This is a genomic window from Shewanella alkalitolerans (genome assembly GCF_019457575.1).
Lineage (GTDB): Bacteria > Pseudomonadota > Gammaproteobacteria > Enterobacterales > Shewanellaceae > Shewanella > Shewanella loihica.
Genome location: NZ_CP080422.1, coordinates 4,016,369 through 4,034,753, shown reverse-complemented (window position 1 = coordinate 4,034,753; position 18,385 = coordinate 4,016,369). Strand labels below are relative to the sequence as shown.

Genomic DNA, 18,385 nt, shown 5'->3' with positions numbered 1-18,385 from the left:
CGCCAAATTATCACAAAAGCTTCACAACTGACGTTTGGCGGTGAACTGGCTCCCAATTTGTCCTTAGAATTACCGTTCAATCGTCAATTCCTGCGCTAAGTCAATGCAGCGGCCGCTCGCCGCAGGCAGGCTATTGGCTAGTTTTGCAACGGGCAGTCGCCCGGCGGTTTAAACCCTAGGGCAAATAGGGTATTTTCCTCGCCGATTCGAACTTAGCCCCAAAACGCGACACCGATAGGATGGCTCAGAGACAAGATGCGCATTAGCAAGAAAATTGTGGTTTTTGTGGCCGGCTTCTGCCTGCCCGCCATCATGGCCATCTCCTATGGGTTAAATGCCTGGTATGAACTGCGCCTGAGCGATCTTCACCAAGAGATGAGTCAGCGGGCGCAGCAGAATATCGCCCACCATCTCGAGGAAGATCTGGGGCAGTTTGAGATGCTGGCCCAGCTCTACGGCGTGCCCATGGCGCTCTTGCCTGAAGAGCAGCGTCAGACCCTGTCGGCGACCTGGCATGCCATGGCCTTGTCTGCCCATGTCAGCCTCTACGGTGTAGAGGACGATGGCATTCGCGCTTTTGCAGAGCCCAGCCCGGAAACCCTGGCTTTGGATCTCGATGCGCTCTGGCCCGCTCTCCTGACTCTGGATGGCGTTCGCACCGGCTTTCTGCTTCAGGGAAAGCAAGGTTTTCTGGCCTGCGTGATCCCTCTGTCTGACAACAGGCGCCTGCTGATGGTGCGCCGGGTCGACAATCAATTATTCGAACACTATCAGGCTTATTCGTCGCTGGCGGGACTGAGGCTCGCGACCACCACGCCGAGCCTGCTGGCGCAGACATCGCCACAGCGGGTGACCCTGGAGGTGCCTAGCCTGCTCGGTGACCATTCGCTGCTATTAGATATCGAGCTGACACAGAGAGACAGCCTGGTGCAGAGCGGTCCGGCGACCCTGGTCTATCTCATCGGTGGCATCAGCCTGTTGCTGTTGTTGCTGGGCTACCTCTGGCTGCGCCATGGGGTGGTCGATCCCCTCAAGCAGCTATTGCGTCAGCTCTCGCGGGTGGATCCGACGGCGAAGACCTATCAACCGATCCGGGCCAAGGGCACCTCGGAATTTATGGTGATCTCCGAGCAGGTCAACAGCCTGCTGGCGCGGATCTTCCAGCAGAAGGAGCGCTCCAAGATCACCCTGGAGGCGATCGCCGAGGCGGTGATCCTCACCGACAGCTGGGCCAAGGTGATCTATCTCAACCCCCAGGCGGAGCAGCTGCTCAAGGTGAAGGCCGAATCTGCGGTGGGGATGAACTTGGATAAGGTGTTTCGTAGCGAGCCCGAGCTGAATCAGTCGCTGTTTGCCTTCATGGCGAGCGGTACGCCGACGCCCATGCTGAGCAAGGTCAAGTTTACCAGTCATACGCCCAGGCTGATGGAGCGCAGCATCAGCAACCTCAAGGGACCGAACAACAAGATCATCGGCACAGTGATCGTGCTGCGGGATATCACCCAAGAGGAGCTGCTCAAGCATCAGCTCAGACGCAGGGCAAACTTCGATAATGTCACCGGCCTACTCAATCGCTGCGCCTTCGAGGAGCGATTACAAGCCTTTGCCGAAGATGCCCAGACCCTGGCGATCTGCTATTTCGACCTGGAGCAGTTTAAGCTTATCAACGACTCCTGCGGCCACAACGCCGGCGATGCCATGTTGAAGATGGTGGCCAAGGCGATTCAGGCCAGCCTGGAGGGGCAGGGCTTGCTGGCTCGCCTGGGCGGCGACGAGTTTGGCCTGGCGCTGAAAGACTTAGGCGTGGTGGCACTGGCTCAGCAGGTGAAACAGATCATCAATGCCGTCGGCAAACAGGTGATGGAGCATCACGGCTGCCATTATCATGTGGGGATCAGCGCCGGGGTGGCATTGGCCAGGGCACCTTATATCAATGCGCTGGAGCTGCTCAAAGATGCCGATATCGCCTGTATCGCCGCCAAGCGCAAGGGCAGCAATCAGGTGCATTTTTATGATGATAAGGACAAGGAACTCACCTATCAGCGCAACGCTCCCAAATGGGCGGTGCGTATCGCCCAGGCGATCGAACACAACGAGCTACTGCTCTACTATCAGCCCATCAAGGCGTTGGGGCCTCAGGGCAAACAGCGCATGGAGGTTCTGCTGAGGATCCAGGAACCCTGTGGGCGTATCCTGGCGCCGGCGCAGTTTATCGCCGCGGCCGAACGCTTCAAGCTGATGACTGATGTGGATAAAGAGGTGATACGTAAGACTTTCCTCTGGCTCTCTCTGCATGAGGAGCTGTGGACGGATCATTGTCTGTCGATCAACCTCTCGGCCAACAGCCTGGGGGCCGAGGGCATGGTGGACTATATCATCGCTCAGTTGGAGCGTTTCGCCATCCCTAGTCAGTGCATCTGTTTCGAGATCACCGAGACCAGTGCGATTCAGAATCGTAACCGGGCGATGGAGATGCTCAATCAGCTGAAGAAGCAAGGCTTCTCCTTCGCCCTGGACGACTTCGGCACCGGGTTTGCCTCCTACGGCTACCTGCGGGAGCTGCCGGTGAACTATGTGAAGATCGATGGCTGCTTCATCAAGTCGCTGGCCAGCAACGCCAAGGACTATGCCATCGTTAAATCGATACACGACGTCTGCCGCGTGATGGGTATAGAGACGGTGGCTGAGTTCGTGGAGAATCAGGAGATCATCGAGCGCCTCAAGTCGATCGGCATCAACTATGCCCAGGGCTATGCCATCGGGCGTCCCAAGAGCTTGGATCAATACCTCACAACACCGACCGACAATGTGCATCGGCTGATGGCCTAACCCCATAATCGACCCGTTTTAAGGCTTGTACTTTGGGCTTAAGTGTGTGAATTTGTGGCTTACCCATCCATTCACACCTTAGGTTTTCGATGCAAACTTTAGCCGACAAGGTCGTTATCATCACGGGAGCCTCAGAGGGAATTGGCCGCGCCCTGGCCAAGGCGATGGCGCCCCTGGGATGTCGATTGGTGCTCACCGCCCGCAGTCAGGGGCGATTGCACTCCCTGCAGCAGGAGCTCTCGTCCATCGCCAGCGTGCCGCCCTTAGTGATCCCTGCCGATGTCACCGACGCCGCTGCCTGCCAAGGCCTCATCGATGCCTGTGTGGCCCATTTTGGCCGCCTGGATATTTTGGTCAACAATGCCGGCATGACCATGTGGTCGCGCTTCGATGAGCTCGAAGACCTCTCCATTCTCGAACGTGTGATGCAGGTTAACTATCTGGCCCCGGCCATGCTGACCCATTTTGCCCTGCCGCATCTAAAGGCCAGTCGTGGTCAGATAGTGGTGGTGGCTTCGGTAGCGGGCCTCACCGGTGTGCCTACCCGCAGCGGCTACAGTGCCTCTAAGCATGCTGTGATGGGGTTCTTCGACTCGCTGCGCATCGAGCTGGTGGAACATGATGTGGCCGTCACCCATATCTGTCCCGATTTCGTGGTGTCTGAGATCCATAAGCGCGCCCTGGATGGTCAGGGCAAGCCTCTCGGTAAGAGCCCGATGCAGGAGGCTAAGATCATCACCGCCGAGCAGTGCGCCCAGATGATGCTGCCGGCCATTGCCGGGCGTAAGCGACTGCTTATCACCTCGACGCGGGGCCGTTTGGGTCGCTGGTTTAAGATCATTGCCCCAGGCCTTATCGACAAGATCGCCCGCAAGGCGATCGCCTCAGGACATTGATTAGATTTGCTAAGGACTGCCCTAGCTCCTAATGTCTCAGGTAAAAGCAGAAGAGCAATAAAAAAGCCCAGTCTAAACTGGGCTTTTTGTATAAGGAGTAAAGTCGAGCTTATTCCTTGGTGATATCCAGGTTGATCAGCCACCAGGCTCTGGCCTGAACGTCGCCCGCCTCGACCATGTCGCCGCTGCGATATGGCTTGGCAAAATGAGTCACCACGATAGGCTTGAGGGTCTTAAAACGTCCTGGATTAACGAACCAGGCGTTGTAAGGATCCTCGTCATGCATGCTGACGCTAACCTCGGAGCTGACCGGCTGACTCAGGCCTGGGCAGGTGTAGCGACTGCTGGAAGCCAGCGGATAGGCGACTCGACTGCCGTCACTACACAGGCTGGTGTTTTGCAGCCTCAGGGTGATAAAGGTGCAGCCCTTGTAATTGTCCGGGTCGGTACACACCTGTGTCAGCATAGTGGTATAGCCACCACTCAGTTCATCGTCGCCATCCTTGCTGATGGCATCGCCACGTCCACCTATGGCGGTGAAGTAGGAGACATCGCCCGCGGCAACCTCTGCCGGAGAGACGAGCTGCAGCTCGCTGCCATCGAAGGTCAGGCTGGCTTCTTCGCCAAGGCCTGGCTCGATATCCTTGAGGAACAGCTTGTAGTTGAGGCTGGTGCTCTGATAATTGTTGCCGCCATCGTCGGTGACTATGATGTCGAAGTAGTCGTTATCGCCAGAACGTGGGTAGGCATGCAGGGTGAGTTCGCCCGTCGAGGTGAGCTCGGCATACTCGGGTGATACCTGCAGACCGAAGGCATAGGTGAGGTTACCAAAGACGTTGGTAAACTCTGGCGGTAACACCTTGCGGTCCGGGTAGTAGACCACTGATTGAGTGATCTCATCCAGGCTGAGGCCAGGGTGAACTGCCTTAGCCACGCTGACGTTGAAGTCGAGTAGGGTGCGCTCGTAGTTGCGGCTCTGCTCGATCACAGTCACCTTCGCCGTGCCGGCCGCCAGCACCGTCATCTCACCGCTGGTCAGGTCGAGACTCACCACCTTGCTCGAGGCGATATCGGCATAGTAGCTGAGCTGACTGTCGACACCGCGACCGCTGACACCTGGAGCCTTGAGCTTGGTGCCAGCACTGTATACCGCGCTGATCAACTCGCTTGAGAGTGCCAGTTCAGGGTTTTCGGCTCCCTTGTCGATCACTACATTTAGCTCGGCCTTCTGCGATAGATGACCGGCATCACCGTCGTCTGTCACTATGTAGGTGACGCTGCCCGCGTTCTTAACCGTCAGGGTCTTGTTGGCTAGGTCGACGCTGACCACATCACTCTGACCGCTATGTAGCTTCAGACTCAGGCTGCCGACGACGCCCGACATGGGAATAGCGATCGTCTTGCCCGGCGCATATTGACTGCGCACGGACGATATTTGCAGACTACCGTATAGCGGCGCAACATCGACGAAGAAACGGCTGCTGGCGGGATTATAGAAGTCATTGCCCGCATCGGTTGCGGTGATCCAGCCTCGGCCTGCGGCGACGATAGTGATCGCCTTGGTATCGGCATCCTGGCTGAAGACGCCGTCGCCGCCATTGTCTACCTGGTAGCTGACCTGGCCCTGATTATGACTGGGTTGAGGGACGAAGGGCGCGTTTGCGGCAAAGTCCACACGGCTATTTTCCACCACAAACAGGCTGTTATCCTGCTTGGCGATGGTAACAGTAAATTGCTGCGTTTGCGCCGTCCAAAGCTCGCCGCCATCATCATTGATGAGCACCGTCACCTCGCCTGGCTTCAACACCTGCATCTGGCCGGTTGTGGTGTCCAGTGTGACCACATCGGTGGCGCTGGTTGCGGTCAGGCTGTAGCTTAGCTTGCCCTTGGCACCGACAACTTGCGGCGTCAGGGTTTGATTGGCCTGATATTGGGTATCGATATCGATTGCCTGCAGTGAGCCAGCGATCATGGCCTCGACCTTGACCTTGAAGGTGCGAGTCGCGCTCAGGTAGTTGTGGTTACCGGCGTCGGTTACCTCGACCTCAGTCTCGCCGACGCCCTGGAAGCTAAACTCACCTTGCTCGGCATCTGTGATGCTGATGACATCTTCGGCCGCGCCCGCCTTGATGGCGTAATGCAGCTTGCCCTGGACGCCGGTGACATCGAAGCTCGCCGTCTTATCGGCATCGAAACGTGTGGTGACATCGCTTGCCTTGAAGGCCAGGTTCTGCGCCTTGTCGACCTGAACGCTAAAGCGTTGAACTGGCACCTGAGTATGGTTGGCCGGCGCGACTTGCTGCACCTCAACCTGGGTCTCACCGGCGCCAAGTATGTTCATCGCCCCTGTGGTGGGGTGTACCTGAACCACCTGAGTATTGGCGCCTGCAACCAGCTGGAAGTGAGCCTCTGTGGTGGGGGTGCCGCTGTAGACGGGCAGTAGCTTACCGCCAAAGATCAATGGCTTGCCTGCGATATTCTGATAGGTGGCAAAGGCGGTCTCGGCAGGCGAGATGTTGACCTGAAATTCGCGCGAGTCGGCCTGGAAGTTACGGCCGCCATCATCTTTGGCCAGCAGTTTGACGCTGCCGCTGCCTAGCACGGTGATCTTACCCTGGGCGTCTACTGTCACCACATTTGCGGGCTGACCCTCGGCCAGCATCAGGCTGAGGCTGCCTTTTACACCGCTGATGCTAGGAGAGAGCAGGGCGCCGGCGACATAGCCCTGGCTGATATCGTTAGTCAGTAGCGGCGTACGAGGCGCCTTATTGATGCTGATGCTAAAACGTTGGCTGACCGGCTTGGTCTGGCTGTTGCCGCTATCTGTGGCGATCAGTTCTGTGGTGCCGGCATTGAGGATAGCGAGATACTGCTTGTCGGCAGAGATCTTGACCACATCGGCTGGGGCGCCGTTAACCAATTGGTAGCTGATGCTGCCTAACTTGCCCGTGATGGCCGGGGTGAGGCGCTGATCTGGCGCATAGGTTTGCACCAGTTCCTGAACTTTAATGCCAGGGTGCGCTAGTTTTTCGGCTTGTGGTGCAGGACTGTCCGAGTCGCCTCCGCCACAAGCGGTAAGTAAAAGGGTGAACAACAGGATGAAGTATCTCATTAAGCCTCCAGCTTAAAAAACAGAGGCGGCGAGTATACAGATGTGAATATTCTGCTGCAATATGAGGGTAAAATATTGAATTATGCTAATATTGTGGTTTTTACTGTATAGAAATAATGTATTCAGGCTATTTTTAATACATGATTCGGGATTAGCAGTTAACTTATTGAGTCGTATAAAAAAGCACCTAATACCCTTATGGAGTATAGGTGCTTTTATGCGATTTTATTGCATGAAAACAGAGCGTGACTTAGATCTCAACTTTCCATGAATATCCCTTTATGGGTATTAGGCCTGCTCGTTTTCCCGGGCGATAGCGCGATAGGCGATATCGGTACGGAAATAGACGTCATCCCAGTGGATCTCGTTGACCAGTTGATAGGCACGCTGCTGCGCCTGAGTCACATCTTGGCCCAGGGCGGTGGCACACAAGACGCGGCCGCCGTTGGTGACCACATGGCCATCCTTCATGCTAGTGCCCGCGTGGAATACCTTGGCATCATCGCCGCCCAGGCTGAGTCCCTCGATCACATCATGTTTGCGATAGGCATCTGGGTAGCCACCGGCAGCCATTACCACACCTACGGCGGCGCGGCTGTCGAACTCGGCGGTCACCTTGTCCAGCTCGCCACGGGTGGCGGCCAGGCAGAGCTCGACCAGATCTGACTGAAGACGCATCATGATAGGCTGAGTCTCAGGGTCGCCGAAGCGGCAGTTGTATTCCAGTACCTTGGCGCTGCCATCTGGCGCAATCATCAGACCGGCGTAGAGGAAACCTGTGTAGACATTACCTTCAGCAGCCATGCCGTCTACGGTTGGTCGAATGACGTTTTCAACGGTCCAGTCGTGAACCGCTTGAGTGACCACTGGAGCAGGAGAGTAGGCGCCCATGCCGCCCGTGTTTGGGCCGTTGTCGCCATTGTCTCTGGCCTTATGGTCCTGGCTGCTGGCCATGGCCAGAATATTCTTGCCATCGACCATGACGATGAAGCTGGCTTCTTCGCCTTTCAGGAACTCCTCGATCACCACGCGAGAACCCGCGTCGCCAAACTTGTTACCGGCCAGCATATCTTCGATAGCCGCATCGGCTTCGGCCTGATCCTGGGCGATGATCACCCCTTTACCCGCCGCCAGGCCGTCGGCCTTGATGACGATGGGGAAGCCAGTGTTGGCGGTGACTTCGGTAACGTAAGCCTTGGCAGGATCGATCTCGGTGAAGTTCGAGTAGGCCGCGGTCGGAATATGGTGACGGGCCAGGAAGTCCTTGGTGAACGCCTTAGAAGACTCTAGCTGCGCCGCACCTTGGGTTGGACCGAAGATAGGTAGCTTAGCTTCGTTGAAGGCATCGACCACGCCTAATGACAGCGGCACTTCCGGGCCGACGATAGTCAGCTCGATCGCCTGCTCCTTGGCAAAGCTCACCAGCTCAGAGATGGCTTCGACGGCAATCGAAACGTTCTCAAGCTTAGGCTCCAGCGCTGTGCCGGCGTTGCCCGGTGCCACGAAGACTCTCTCGACCAGGGGTGACTTGGCGGCCTTCCAGGCCAGGGCGTGTTCGCGTCCGCCGCTACCTATTACTAATACGTTCATGCTATATCCTTAAAACGGCGCCCGGGCTTGTGACCCAGGCGCGAAAGCAAATTAATGACGGAAGTGACGCATGCCGGTGAAGACCATGGCCATGCCATGCTCGTCGGCGGCGGCGATGATCTCTTCATCGCGAATCGAACCGCCCGGCTGGATGATACAGCTGATACCGGCGGCCGCCGCGGCGTCGATGCCATCGCGGAACGGGAAGAAGGCATCGGATGCCATGACCGAACCTACGACTTCCAGATTCTCATCGGCAGCCTTGATACCGGCAACCTTGGCGCTGTAGACGCGGCTCATCTGGCCGGCGCCAACGCCGATTGTCATGCTATCTTTGGCGTAGACGATGGCGTTAGACTTAACGAACTTGGCCACCTTCCAGCAGAACATAAGATCTTTCATCTCGGCTTCGGTGGGCTGACGCTTGGTCACTACCTTGATGTCGCTCATCTCGACCATGCCTTGGTCTCTGTCTTGGATCAGCAGGCCGCCGTTGACGCGCTTGTAGTCCAGGCTGCGGGTCTTGGTAGCCCATTGACCACACTCCAGCAGACGAACGTTGGCCTTGGCTGCCACCACGTCGCGTGCCGCCTGGCTAACGACTGGTGCGATGATCACCTCGACAAACTGACGCTCGACGATGGCGCTGGCGGTCTCGGCATCCAACTCACAGTTGAAGGCGATGATACCGCCGAAGGCTGAGGTTGGGTCGGTCTGGTAGGCGCGGTTGTAGGCCTCGAGCAGATCCTTGCCGATGGCGACGCCACAAGGGTTGGCGTGCTTGACGATAACACAGGCCGGCTCGCTGAACTCTTTAACGCATTCCAGCGCCGCATCGGTATCGGCGATGTTGTTGTAAGACAGTGCCTTACCCTGTAGCTGAGTCGCGCTGGCAACCGAGGCTTCGTCGATGTTGAGGTCCACATAGAAGGCGGCGCTCTGATGGCTGTTTTCGCCGTAACGCAGATCTTGCTTCTTCACCAACTGAGTATTGTAGGTGCGTGGGAACTTAGAATCCTGGTGGCATTCGTCTTGGCTGTGAGCCGGTACCATGGTGCCGAAGTAGTTGGCGATCATGCCATCGTAGGCGGCCGTGTGTTCGAAGGCGGCGATAGCCAGATCGAAACGTGTCTCCAGCGTGGTGCTACCCTGGTTGGCCTGCATCTCTTGGATCACGCGATCATAGTCTTTGGCGTTAACGACAATGGTGGTGTCTTTGTGGTTCTTCGCGGTAGAGCGCACCATGGTTGGGCCGCCGATGTCGATGTTTTCCACGGCGTCGGCCAGGGTGCAGCCTTCTTTGGCCACAGTCTCGGCAAAGGGGTAGAGGTTAACGGCAACCAGATCGATAGGCTTAATGGCGTTCTGTTCCATCACTATCTCATCGATACCGCGACGGCCGAGGATGCCGCCGTGCACTTTAGGGTGCAGGGTCTTTACGCGGCCGTCCATGATCTCAGGATGGCCCGTGTAGTCAGAGACTTCAATGACAGGCACACCGTTGTCTGCTAGCAGACGGGCGGTGCCGCCGGTAGATAGCAGTTCAACACCTTGAGCGTGCAGGGCTTGTGCAAACTCCAGGATTCCGGTTTTATCAGAAACGCTTAACAGCGCGCGACGAATAGGTCTGGCATTATTCATTTTAGGTACAGGGTCCAGTGGTTATTTTAAGGATCTTTCGGAAAACAGAACAGTTAGTGCTTGCTAACCATAAGCGTATTGCTTTCCAAAAGCCCCTCAAATAGTCGACTCCCCATCGCGGCGCGCGTATTTTACCGTAAAACTGTGTGCCATGCTGTTTTTTTCTGTGCGATTTCACAATACGCCATGGCGAACAAGCAACAGATTGCAATTTACGGCAGAATAACCCTTGACCTTAGATTTAACTCTAAGGTTTATACTGGCACTATCGCAATGAAAAAGGCGCCGTGGAGGCAAGATGTTTCGTATTGGAGAGTTAGCCAAACAGTGTGAGGTCAAGGCCGATACCCTGCGTTTCTACGAGAAACATGGCCTGTTATCGCCGTCGATGCGCAGCGACTCGGGTTACCGCCTCTACACAGAACAGGACGCCGAGCGTCTGCGCTTCATTCTGAGGGCCAAGGCGGTGGGCTTCACCCTGTCGGAGATCACCGAGCTGTTATCTATCGATCTGGACAAGTCCAACTGGGCCTGCGCCGATGTGAAGGGAATGGTGGATATCAAACTGGCCAATGTGGAAGAGAAGATCGCCGAGCTGAATCATTTTCGCGTCTCCCTGCAGCGGCTATCCGATGCCTGTTGTGGTGGGCCGGAGAGCGCCGAACACTGCTCCATCCTGGAGGCGCTCGAGTCTAATGTCGAGGTGAAGTGTGAAAACCACAGCCATGATCACGGCGAAACCGAATATAAAACCAGTTGTAAGCTAAAGGGTTAACCTATGTTGTTATCTAATTTTATCGATCTTTTTCTCGATTCCGCGCCCTGGTTGCTGCTGGGTCTGGTGCTTGCCGGTATGTTGAAGATGTTTGTGCCCATGACCTGGATGCAGAAGCAGCTGGGTGGCCATGGGGTGAAGACCACTATCAAGGCTGCCGTGTTAGGCGCGCCCCTGCCGCTCTGTTCCTGTGGTGTGATCCCTGCCGCCGTCGGCCTGCGCCGCTCGGGCGCCTCTAAGGCCGCCACCACCTCATTCTTGGTGTCCACCCCTGAGACGGGCATCGACTCTGTGAGCGTCTCCTACGTGCTGCTCGGCCCCTTCATGGCGGTTGTCAGACCCATAGCCGCGGTCACTAGCGCCATTGTCGCCGGGCTGCTGGTGGGACGTGACGATGATGAAGCCAAGGCTGGTGAAGTGGCTCATTCGGCCAGTTCTAAGCAAAACGGGGCGGACAAGGCTGAGGCGAGCAGCTGCTGTAGCAGTAAGCCAGCTCAAAAGTCGCTCGAAAAGGTTGAATCATCGAGCTGCTGTGGTGACAAGCAGAGTGCGCCTGTGCGCATGACGGAGGATGCCTCGCCCATGATGATGCGCCCCGTGAGCTCAGATGCCATTCTCAAGCAAGAAGCCTTGGTTAAGCCAGTGGTTGCTCCGACGTCGGTGAAGCCCGCGAGCGGTTCATGCTGCGCCAGCAAGGCGGCCCCCGAGCCGGTCAGCTCATGTTGCAGCAGTAAGCAAGAGGTGAAGGCGGCGAGCTCATGCTGTTCGAGTGCTAAGGCGGATAATCAGAGTGTTGCCCAGGGCGAGAGTTGCTGCGAGTCCACCAAAGATGTCGCCAGTGAGCTCAAGGGCACTTCGGTGCTGGCGCGCATGGGTAAGGGCCTGCACTATGCGGCGACTGACCTGGTGCGTGACACCACAGTCTGGCTGCTGATCGGTCTCTTCTTCGCGGCCCTGGTGCAGACCTATGTGCCGGGGGATTTCATGGCCAAGTGGGGCGATGGCATCTTGGCTATGCTGGTGATGGTACTGATCTCTGTGCCCATGTATATCTGTGCTACGGCATCGACGCCGATTGCCGCGGGCCTGTTGCTGGCAGGGGTATCGCCAGGCGCCGTGCTGGTCTTCATGCTGGCGGGTCCGGCAACTAATATCGCAACCCTGGGGGTGGTAACCAAGGAGCTGGGTAAACGCGCCCTCTATGGCTACCTGGGTGGTGTCTTGGGTGTGGCCTTGGTATCGGGCGTCTTGGTGAACTACTTGGTGGCGACCTTTGGTTTCGAGGTGATGCCTCAGGTGGGCGAGCAGCATAACCTGCTGCCTTCCCTGGTGGTAAATGCCTCGGGGATCATACTGGCGATTTTGATGCTCAAAGTCTTGCTGGCCAAGCTGCCGAAAAACTGGTGGCGCCGGGATTGCTGCTCTTAATATTGAGATCGCGCATTTAGCCAATAAAAAAGGCACTCATGAGAGTGCCTTTTTGCTGTCTGTTTATTGGTTACTTCACAAATAAACGCTTAGCCCAAGGGCTTATGGCGCAGGTACTTCGGCAGCGTCGAAGTCACGCTCTGTGGTGGTGCCTTGGGTAACGGTCACGTCCTGCTCATCCACGTGGATGAAGAAAGGCATTTCGACATCCTGTGGGCCGTTGGCCACTTCTGGATCGTCATTCTGTGCCAGACAGGTGTAGCCCAGGCTGTAGTTAGCGGCAGCGACGAAGCCAAACTCATACTCGTAACCCACCACGGTTTCTGTCTCGTCGGTGACAGGGTTGACGCGGGCCGAGGCGATAGGTGCCACTTGCGGCTCGGTGATGTCGGCCTCTAGGCGGAAGTCCAGCATGTTCTCCAGCGTGGTCGCCGTTGGGTAGAGGTAGACGGCCGGGCTGAACTCTGAACCACCGGCGGCGGCTTCACAGTCTGCCATCACGCTGGCGTCGACCATGCCGTGAATGGCGCCGACTTCGGCGTTGTTAACCAGCTGTACCGCGGTAGGCTTAAGGGTCCAGTAGTCCTTGTTGCCGTGGGGAGCCTGCAGGCCTTGAGAGAGGTTAAACTCGGCGACGAAGTTGTTTACGCCGGCCGCAATGGTGAAGGCCTTGTTGAAGAAGAGGCGACCCGTGCCTTCCTCTTCGGCGCCCACGCCGCCACAGCTACCGTTGCTGTTGGTGACCAGACCCGCGTCCATGTCATCCATGGTTTTCACGTAAGAGCTGTTGGTGTCGGCCACTTCGCTGTTTTGCATGTAGATACACATCTGGTACTCGCCGACCGGAATAGACTGGCCGCTCACCAGTGTCTCGACCTCCTGGCCTTGTACCGTCAGCAGGTCGACGTGTTTCAGCTCGCCGTTTTCTGAGACGTCGAATGACAGGGAGCCATCGCTACCTTTGAGTACGACCTGTTTGAAGGCGATATTCACGACTTTAGCGTCGGCAGGGTTGTCCGATACTCCCAGGCTGAAGACACCCGTCTTAGGCGTTTCCGGTGTGTCATCGCTGCCACCACAGGCGGCGAGTAGGCTGGTGAGTGCTATGGCGATAATCGATTTTGAATACTTCATAGGTTACCTGTTTATCATCTTGGTTAATCAATGGTGCCAAAGTCGCTATGCCCTAAGGGGAGGCAGCGAGTCTCGGCGCGGTTGATTCTTGCTTTTGCTTTTATAAGTGGAGCTATAAGGATAGGCGAACAGACGCCCAAGTCCACCGAAAACAGGGCTAAAAGGTGCACTATGAATAAAGTTTAATTGCCAGGGTGGTGAGCACTTACTCTAAACGCCAAGGCCTTGGCGAGAGTCAAAAAACTTACGGGAAAATCACGGTAGGGCTGGCTAAAAAAAGAGCGATTCATCAATAGGTTCGACGAATCGCTCTAGGTGTTTTTTCGACCAGATAGGCTGGTCGAAGAGGCATTAATTCGGTTTCTGCGTATGCGAAAAACGAGTGCGTTAAATTAGGCCTTGATGTCGGCGTTGTGGTAGACGTTTTGTACGTCGTCACAATCTTCTAGTGCGGCCTGGAATTTTTCGAACTGAGCGATCACTTCCGGGTCGGTGAGTTCTGTCATTGTCTGTGGTACGAAGGCGATCTCTTCCACTTCAAGCTCTGTCTCAGGGAAGGCTTCGTTCAGGGCGGTCTTGGCCTTGTAGAACTCAGTGTTTGGCGCGAACACGCTGATGATGCCATCTTCTACCTCGATATCGGCCACATCGACGTCGGCCATCATCAGGGCTTCCAGTACCGCTTCTTCATCTTCGCCCTTGAAGGCAAATACCGCTTGATGATCGAACATGTGGCCAACTGTGCCTGGGCTACCCAGCTTGGCGTCGTTCTTCACGAAGGCCTGACGTACCTCGGTAAAGGTACGCTTGCCGTTGTCGGTCAGACAGTCGACGATCACCATGGTGCCGCCTGGGCCAAAGCCTTCGTAACGCGCCGTTTCATAGTCTTCACCGCCGCCGCCTCTGGCTTTCTCTAGGGCGCGTTCGATGACATGAGCAGGAACCTGATCTTTCTTAGCCTTGGTGATCATGTGGCGCAGTGCCAGGTTGCCGTCAGGATCGAAGCCACCGTTCTTTGCGCAAACATAGAGTTCTTTGCCGTAGCGAGAATAGAGTCTCGTCTTTTGCCCAGCCGTTTTGGCCATAGATTCTTTGCGGTTCTGGTATGCTCTTCCCATCTTGCGATATCTCTTTAAGCGAAAAAAATTGGCCCAATGTTAGCAGCTTTGTCGACGATTTTGCAGACTCCGCTGCTTATTTTGTCAAAACTGTGGCGCGGCAACTCCCTAATGCTGGGGCGGGGTGATGAAATCTGGTATCTCCAGTATCTCGCCGGGCCTGCGGTCGAACAGCGACAGATAGATATACTCGATGAAGGCGCGATACTTGCGCGGCAGGTAGGCGCGGCGGGGAAAGCTCAGGGTGATGGCGGTCTGCGCCATGGGAAAGTCGGTCAACAGGGGGATAAGATGCCCCTCGTCGATGGCGGCTTGGGCCACCAGGGTCGGCGCCGTAGCGATCCCCAATCCTTCGATGGCGGCCTCACGGGCCAGGGTGACATTGTTGACCGTCAGCTGGGCCTCGGGCTCTATGGTGATCCACTGCTGACCATCGAACAATGTCCAGCCACCGTCGATGTGGGTCGATTTGAGGCGAATCGCCTTGTGGTCGATCAGATCCTGCGGCGTGGCTGGCGTGCCATGGCGGGCCAGGTAGTCGGGGCTGGCCACCAAGGATTTGTCTGTGTTGAGCACCCGGTAGGATTGCAGCCTAGAGTCGCGCACATCTGAGACCTGAAACAGAATATCTATCCCTTCCTCTATCATGTCGACCTTGCGGTTGGTCAGCTCGGCGTCCAGGGTCATCTCGGGATGCGCCTCGAGAAAGCGGGCGAAGATGCGGCCGAAGAATAGCTGCCCCAGCTCTATCGGGCAGACGATCTTAAGGTTGCCTTTGATGGTCTCCTGGCTGGCGCTGAGCTGGTCTTCGGCGCTCTGCAGATCCATCAAAATCCGCTGGATCTTGTTGTAATAGATGCTTCCCGCCTCGGTGAGCTTGAGGGCGCGGGTGGTGCGATACAAGAGCTGCACCCCGGTATCAGTCTCCAGCTCGGCGATCTTACGGCTCACCGTCGCCTTGGTGAGTCCCATCGCCTTGGCGGCCGAAGTGAAGCTGCCTTTGTCCACCACCTGGGCGAACATCTGAATACGATTCAAATCCATCTATTGTTACACCTGTGAAACAGTTGGTAATTTTTTAACTGACTAATAAACATTATAAGACAGTAGTAAACTATCAAATACTAATCAAGGTGTTTATCCGTGGGGATTGGATGTCAAAACGTCGCATATTTATTGTGCTACCGCTGCTGTTATTGGCTGTGGTAGTTGGAGGCTACTACTGGTGGAGTCAGGTTCGATTTATCGAATCGACCGACAACGCCTATGTAGAGGCCGATATCTCTAATATCAGTGTCAAGGTGCCAGGTTATGTGGTGACCGCTAAGGTGACAGATAACCAGCATGTGGAGCAGGGGCAGCTGCTGGCCGAGCTGGAGTCGAACCAGTACCGTGCCAAGGTGAGCCAGAGTCAGGCGAGCCTGCAGAGCAGTCTGGCAGAGCTGCAGACCCTGTCGGCCAAGGTGACGCTGCAACAGGCGATCATACGGCAGGCGGCCGCTGGTGTGGCCAGCGCCGAGGCGGAGAAGATCCGCGCCGAGCAGCAGCTCAAACGCACCACCAAGCTAAAGCACAGAGATTACAGCTCACAAGATGAGGTGGATCAGGCGACTGCCGCCTTCGATTCGGCCGTGGGCCATCTGGATGAGGCCAAGGCGGCCCTGGTGGCCAAGCAGGCCGAGCTGGCGGTGCTGAATGCTCAGCTGAATCAGAGTCAGTCGCAGGTGGCGCAGGCCAAGGCCGGCCTTGAGCTGGCAGAGATCCAGCTGGCCGATACCCAGATTCGAGCCCCCTTCTCCGGGGTGATTGGCAAGCGCGGCGCCCTGACCGGCCAGTATGTGCAGCCGGGGCAGTCGCTCTACAGTTTGGTGCCGGATGGCGCGGTGTGGATCACCGCCAACTTCAAGGAGACCCAGATCCAGCATATGCAGCCTGGGCAGTTGGTTCAGGTTCATCTCGACGCGTTTCCCGACCAGAGCTTTACTGGTGTGATCGATAGCCTGGCACCCGCCTCTGGCGCCAAATTCAGCCTGTTGCCGGCGGAAAACGCCACAGGTAACTTTACCAAGATAGTGCAGCGTATTCCGGTGCGGATCCGTTTGGATCTGGATGACCAGACCAACATAGTTCCCGGCCTCAGCGCCGTGGTGAAGGTGGATACCCGAGGCGCGCCGAAAGACACAGTGATCGCCAGTAATCGTAAGCAGGTTTCGGTTAAGGCCACCCAATGAGCAGCGTAAGTGTCGCCCAAGAGAGTCCTGCCGAGATAGCAGAGCAAGTCGTTCTTCCCCAGGCGACTAAGCCCCAGGGCTATGAACGCGGCAGTTTTCGCTCCTGGGTCGCCGTGTTTGCCGGCCTGCTAGGCGCCTTCATGGCGATCCTGGATATTCAGATCACCAACGCCTCGATGAAGGAGATCCAGGGCAGCCTAGGCGCGACCCTGGAGGAAGGTTCCTGGATCGCCACCGCCTACCTGGTGGCCGAGATGATTGCCATCCCGCTATCGGGTTGGCTGAGTCAGGGGTTGTCGGTGAGGCGATATCTGCTGTGGACCACGGCGGCCTTCATCTTAGCCTCTTTCCTCTGTTCGCTGGCCTGGAACTTGGAGGCGATGATCGCCTTTCGCGCCCTGCAGGGCTTTTTCGGCGGCGCGCTGATCCCGCTGGCCTTTCGACTCATCCTGGAACTGCTCCCCGAGGAGAAACGCGCCACAGGCATGGCGCTGTTTGGCGTCACCGCCACCTTCGCGCCATCTATCGGCCCCACCCTGGGTGGCTGGCTCACCGAGCAGTTTAGCTGGCACTATCTCTTCTATATCAATATTCCCCCCGGGCTGCTGGTGATGGCCATGTTGGCCTATGGTTTGAGGCCACAGGCTATCGACTGGGACAAGCTGAAAAACGCCGATTATTCCGGCATAGTCACCATGGCGCTGGGCATGGGTTGCCTCGAGGTGGTACTGGAGGAGGGCAACCGTAAGGATTGGTTTGGTTCAGAGCTGATCCAGAACTTGGCGATCGTTGCCGCCATCAACATAGCTCTGTTTGTCTTTATTCAGCTGCGAAAGTCATCGCCGTTGGTGAACCTCAGGCTACTGGGGCAACGTGATTTCGCCCTGTCGACCCTGGCCTATTTTCTGCTGGGGATGGCGCTGTTTTCGGCTATCTATATGATCCCCCTCTATCTGTCGCAGATCCATGACTATAGTCCGCTGGAGATCGGCGAGGTGATCATGTGGATGGGCTTTCCTCAGCTGTTGGTGCTGCCCCTGGTGCCGAGATTGCTGCAAAGATTCGACGGGCGATACCTGGCCGCCTTCGGCTTTAGCATGTTTGCCCTGAGCTACTACATGAATAGCCACATGACGTTGGATTTTGCCGGCGAGCAGATGATCGCGGCCCAGGTGGTCAGGGCCCTTGGTCAGCCCTTCATCCTGGTGCCTATCGGCATCATTGCGACCATGCATATCAGCGCGCAGCAAACGCCGTCGGCCTCGACCGTGCTCAATGTGATCCGTAATCTCGGCGGCGCCTTCGGTATCGCCCTGGTGGCCACCCTGATCGACAATCAGTCGCGCACCCATCTGGCGGACATGAAACAGACGGTGGCAGCGGTGAGCGGCCAGGCCTATCAATATCTGCAGCAGACCAGTCAGCTGTTTGTGCAGGCGGGCTCGGATCCCGTAACCGCCCAGGCGCAGGCCAAGGCCATGCTGGCCAAGGCTATGACCCAGCAGGCCTATATTCAGGCCTACAACGATGTGTTTCTGATCATATCAGTGCTGCTGATGCTGGCCGTGGTGGCCGTGCTGATGATCCGCAAGCCTAAGCCCGACGCCGCCTAGTGGTTAGCACTTTGCCAG

Annotated in this window: 12 protein-coding genes; 6 read left to right on the top strand and 6 right to left on the bottom strand. The window is 56.7% G+C overall.

The features are described from left to right. Positions 1-255: 255 nt before the first annotated feature. Both K0J45_RS17490 and K0J45_RS17485 read left to right on the top strand, forming a co-directional pair. Entirely contained in the window at positions 256-2,829 is a 2,574-nt protein-coding gene (locus K0J45_RS17490; protein ID WP_220043480.1) for a sensor domain-containing protein, read from the top strand. Between the two features lie 89 nt (positions 2,830-2,918). Continuing rightward, positions 2,919-3,725 (top strand): SDR family oxidoreductase, encoded by an 807-nt coding sequence (locus K0J45_RS17485; protein WP_144202533.1) that lies wholly within the window; start codon positions 2,919-2,921, stop codon positions 3,723-3,725. 109 nt (positions 3,726-3,834) lie between these two features. Here K0J45_RS17485 and K0J45_RS17480 read toward each other — a convergent pair whose 3' ends face one another. The 3 genes from K0J45_RS17480 to purH all read right to left on the bottom strand — a co-directional run bounded on the left by K0J45_RS17480 (position 3,835) and on the right by purH (position 10,068). Beyond that, positions 3,835-6,837 (bottom strand): hypothetical protein, encoded by a 3,003-nt coding sequence (locus K0J45_RS17480; RefSeq protein ID WP_220043479.1) that lies wholly within the window; start codon positions 6,835-6,837, stop codon positions 3,835-3,837. A gap of 288 nt (positions 6,838-7,125) precedes the next feature. Beyond that, positions 7,126-8,427 carry a phosphoribosylamine--glycine ligase gene (gene purD, locus K0J45_RS17475; RefSeq protein ID WP_220043478.1) on the bottom strand — a complete coding sequence of 434 codons (1,302 nt, stop codon included), beginning with the start codon at positions 8,425-8,427 and terminating at the stop codon, positions 7,126-7,128. Between the two features lie 51 nt (positions 8,428-8,478). Then, positions 8,479-10,068: a bifunctional phosphoribosylaminoimidazolecarboxamide formyltransferase/IMP cyclohydrolase gene (gene purH / locus K0J45_RS17470; RefSeq protein ID WP_220043477.1), complete on the bottom strand. Its 1,590-nt coding sequence runs from the start codon at positions 10,066-10,068 to the stop codon at positions 8,479-8,481. A 298-nt stretch (positions 10,069-10,366) separates the two neighbouring features. Here purH and zntR point away from each other — a divergent pair, with 298 nt between their 5' ends. After that, positions 10,367-10,843, top strand: a complete 477-nt coding sequence (gene zntR, locus K0J45_RS17465) for a Zn(2+)-responsive transcriptional regulator (protein ID WP_011867207.1) — start codon at positions 10,367-10,369, stop codon at positions 10,841-10,843. 3 nt (positions 10,844-10,846) lie between these two features. After that, positions 10,847-12,271, top strand: a complete 1,425-nt coding sequence (locus K0J45_RS17460) for an SO_0444 family Cu/Zn efflux transporter (protein ID WP_220043476.1) — start codon at positions 10,847-10,849, stop codon at positions 12,269-12,271. A gap of 102 nt (positions 12,272-12,373) precedes the next feature. On the opposite strand, the gene K0J45_RS17455 is transcribed toward K0J45_RS17460, so the two are convergent. From K0J45_RS17455 to K0J45_RS17445, 3 genes are all read right to left on the bottom strand, one after another. Next, positions 12,374-13,405: a DUF4382 domain-containing protein gene (locus K0J45_RS17455; protein WP_220043475.1), complete on the bottom strand. Its 1,032-nt coding sequence runs from the start codon at positions 13,403-13,405 to the stop codon at positions 12,374-12,376. A gap of 392 nt (positions 13,406-13,797) precedes the next feature. After that, on the bottom strand, positions 13,798-14,523 hold the full coding sequence (locus K0J45_RS17450) for a YebC/PmpR family DNA-binding transcriptional regulator (protein ID WP_011867204.1): 726 nt from the start codon (positions 14,521-14,523) through the stop codon (positions 13,798-13,800). 108 nt (positions 14,524-14,631) lie between these two features. Further along, positions 14,632-15,567: a LysR family transcriptional regulator gene (locus K0J45_RS17445; RefSeq protein WP_220043474.1), complete on the bottom strand. Its 936-nt coding sequence runs from the start codon at positions 15,565-15,567 to the stop codon at positions 14,632-14,634. A gap of 110 nt (positions 15,568-15,677) precedes the next feature. Between K0J45_RS17445 and K0J45_RS17440 the strand changes: the two genes are divergently transcribed. Beyond that, positions 15,678-16,754 (top strand): HlyD family secretion protein, encoded by a 1,077-nt coding sequence (locus K0J45_RS17440; RefSeq protein WP_220043473.1) that lies wholly within the window; start codon positions 15,678-15,680, stop codon positions 16,752-16,754. Further along, on the top strand, positions 16,751-18,367 hold the full coding sequence (locus K0J45_RS17435; protein WP_220043472.1) for a DHA2 family efflux MFS transporter permease subunit: 1,617 nt from the start codon (positions 16,751-16,753) through the stop codon (positions 18,365-18,367). Before K0J45_RS17440 ends, K0J45_RS17435 begins: the two co-directional genes overlap by 4 nt. Positions 18,368-18,385: the final 18 nt, after the last annotated feature.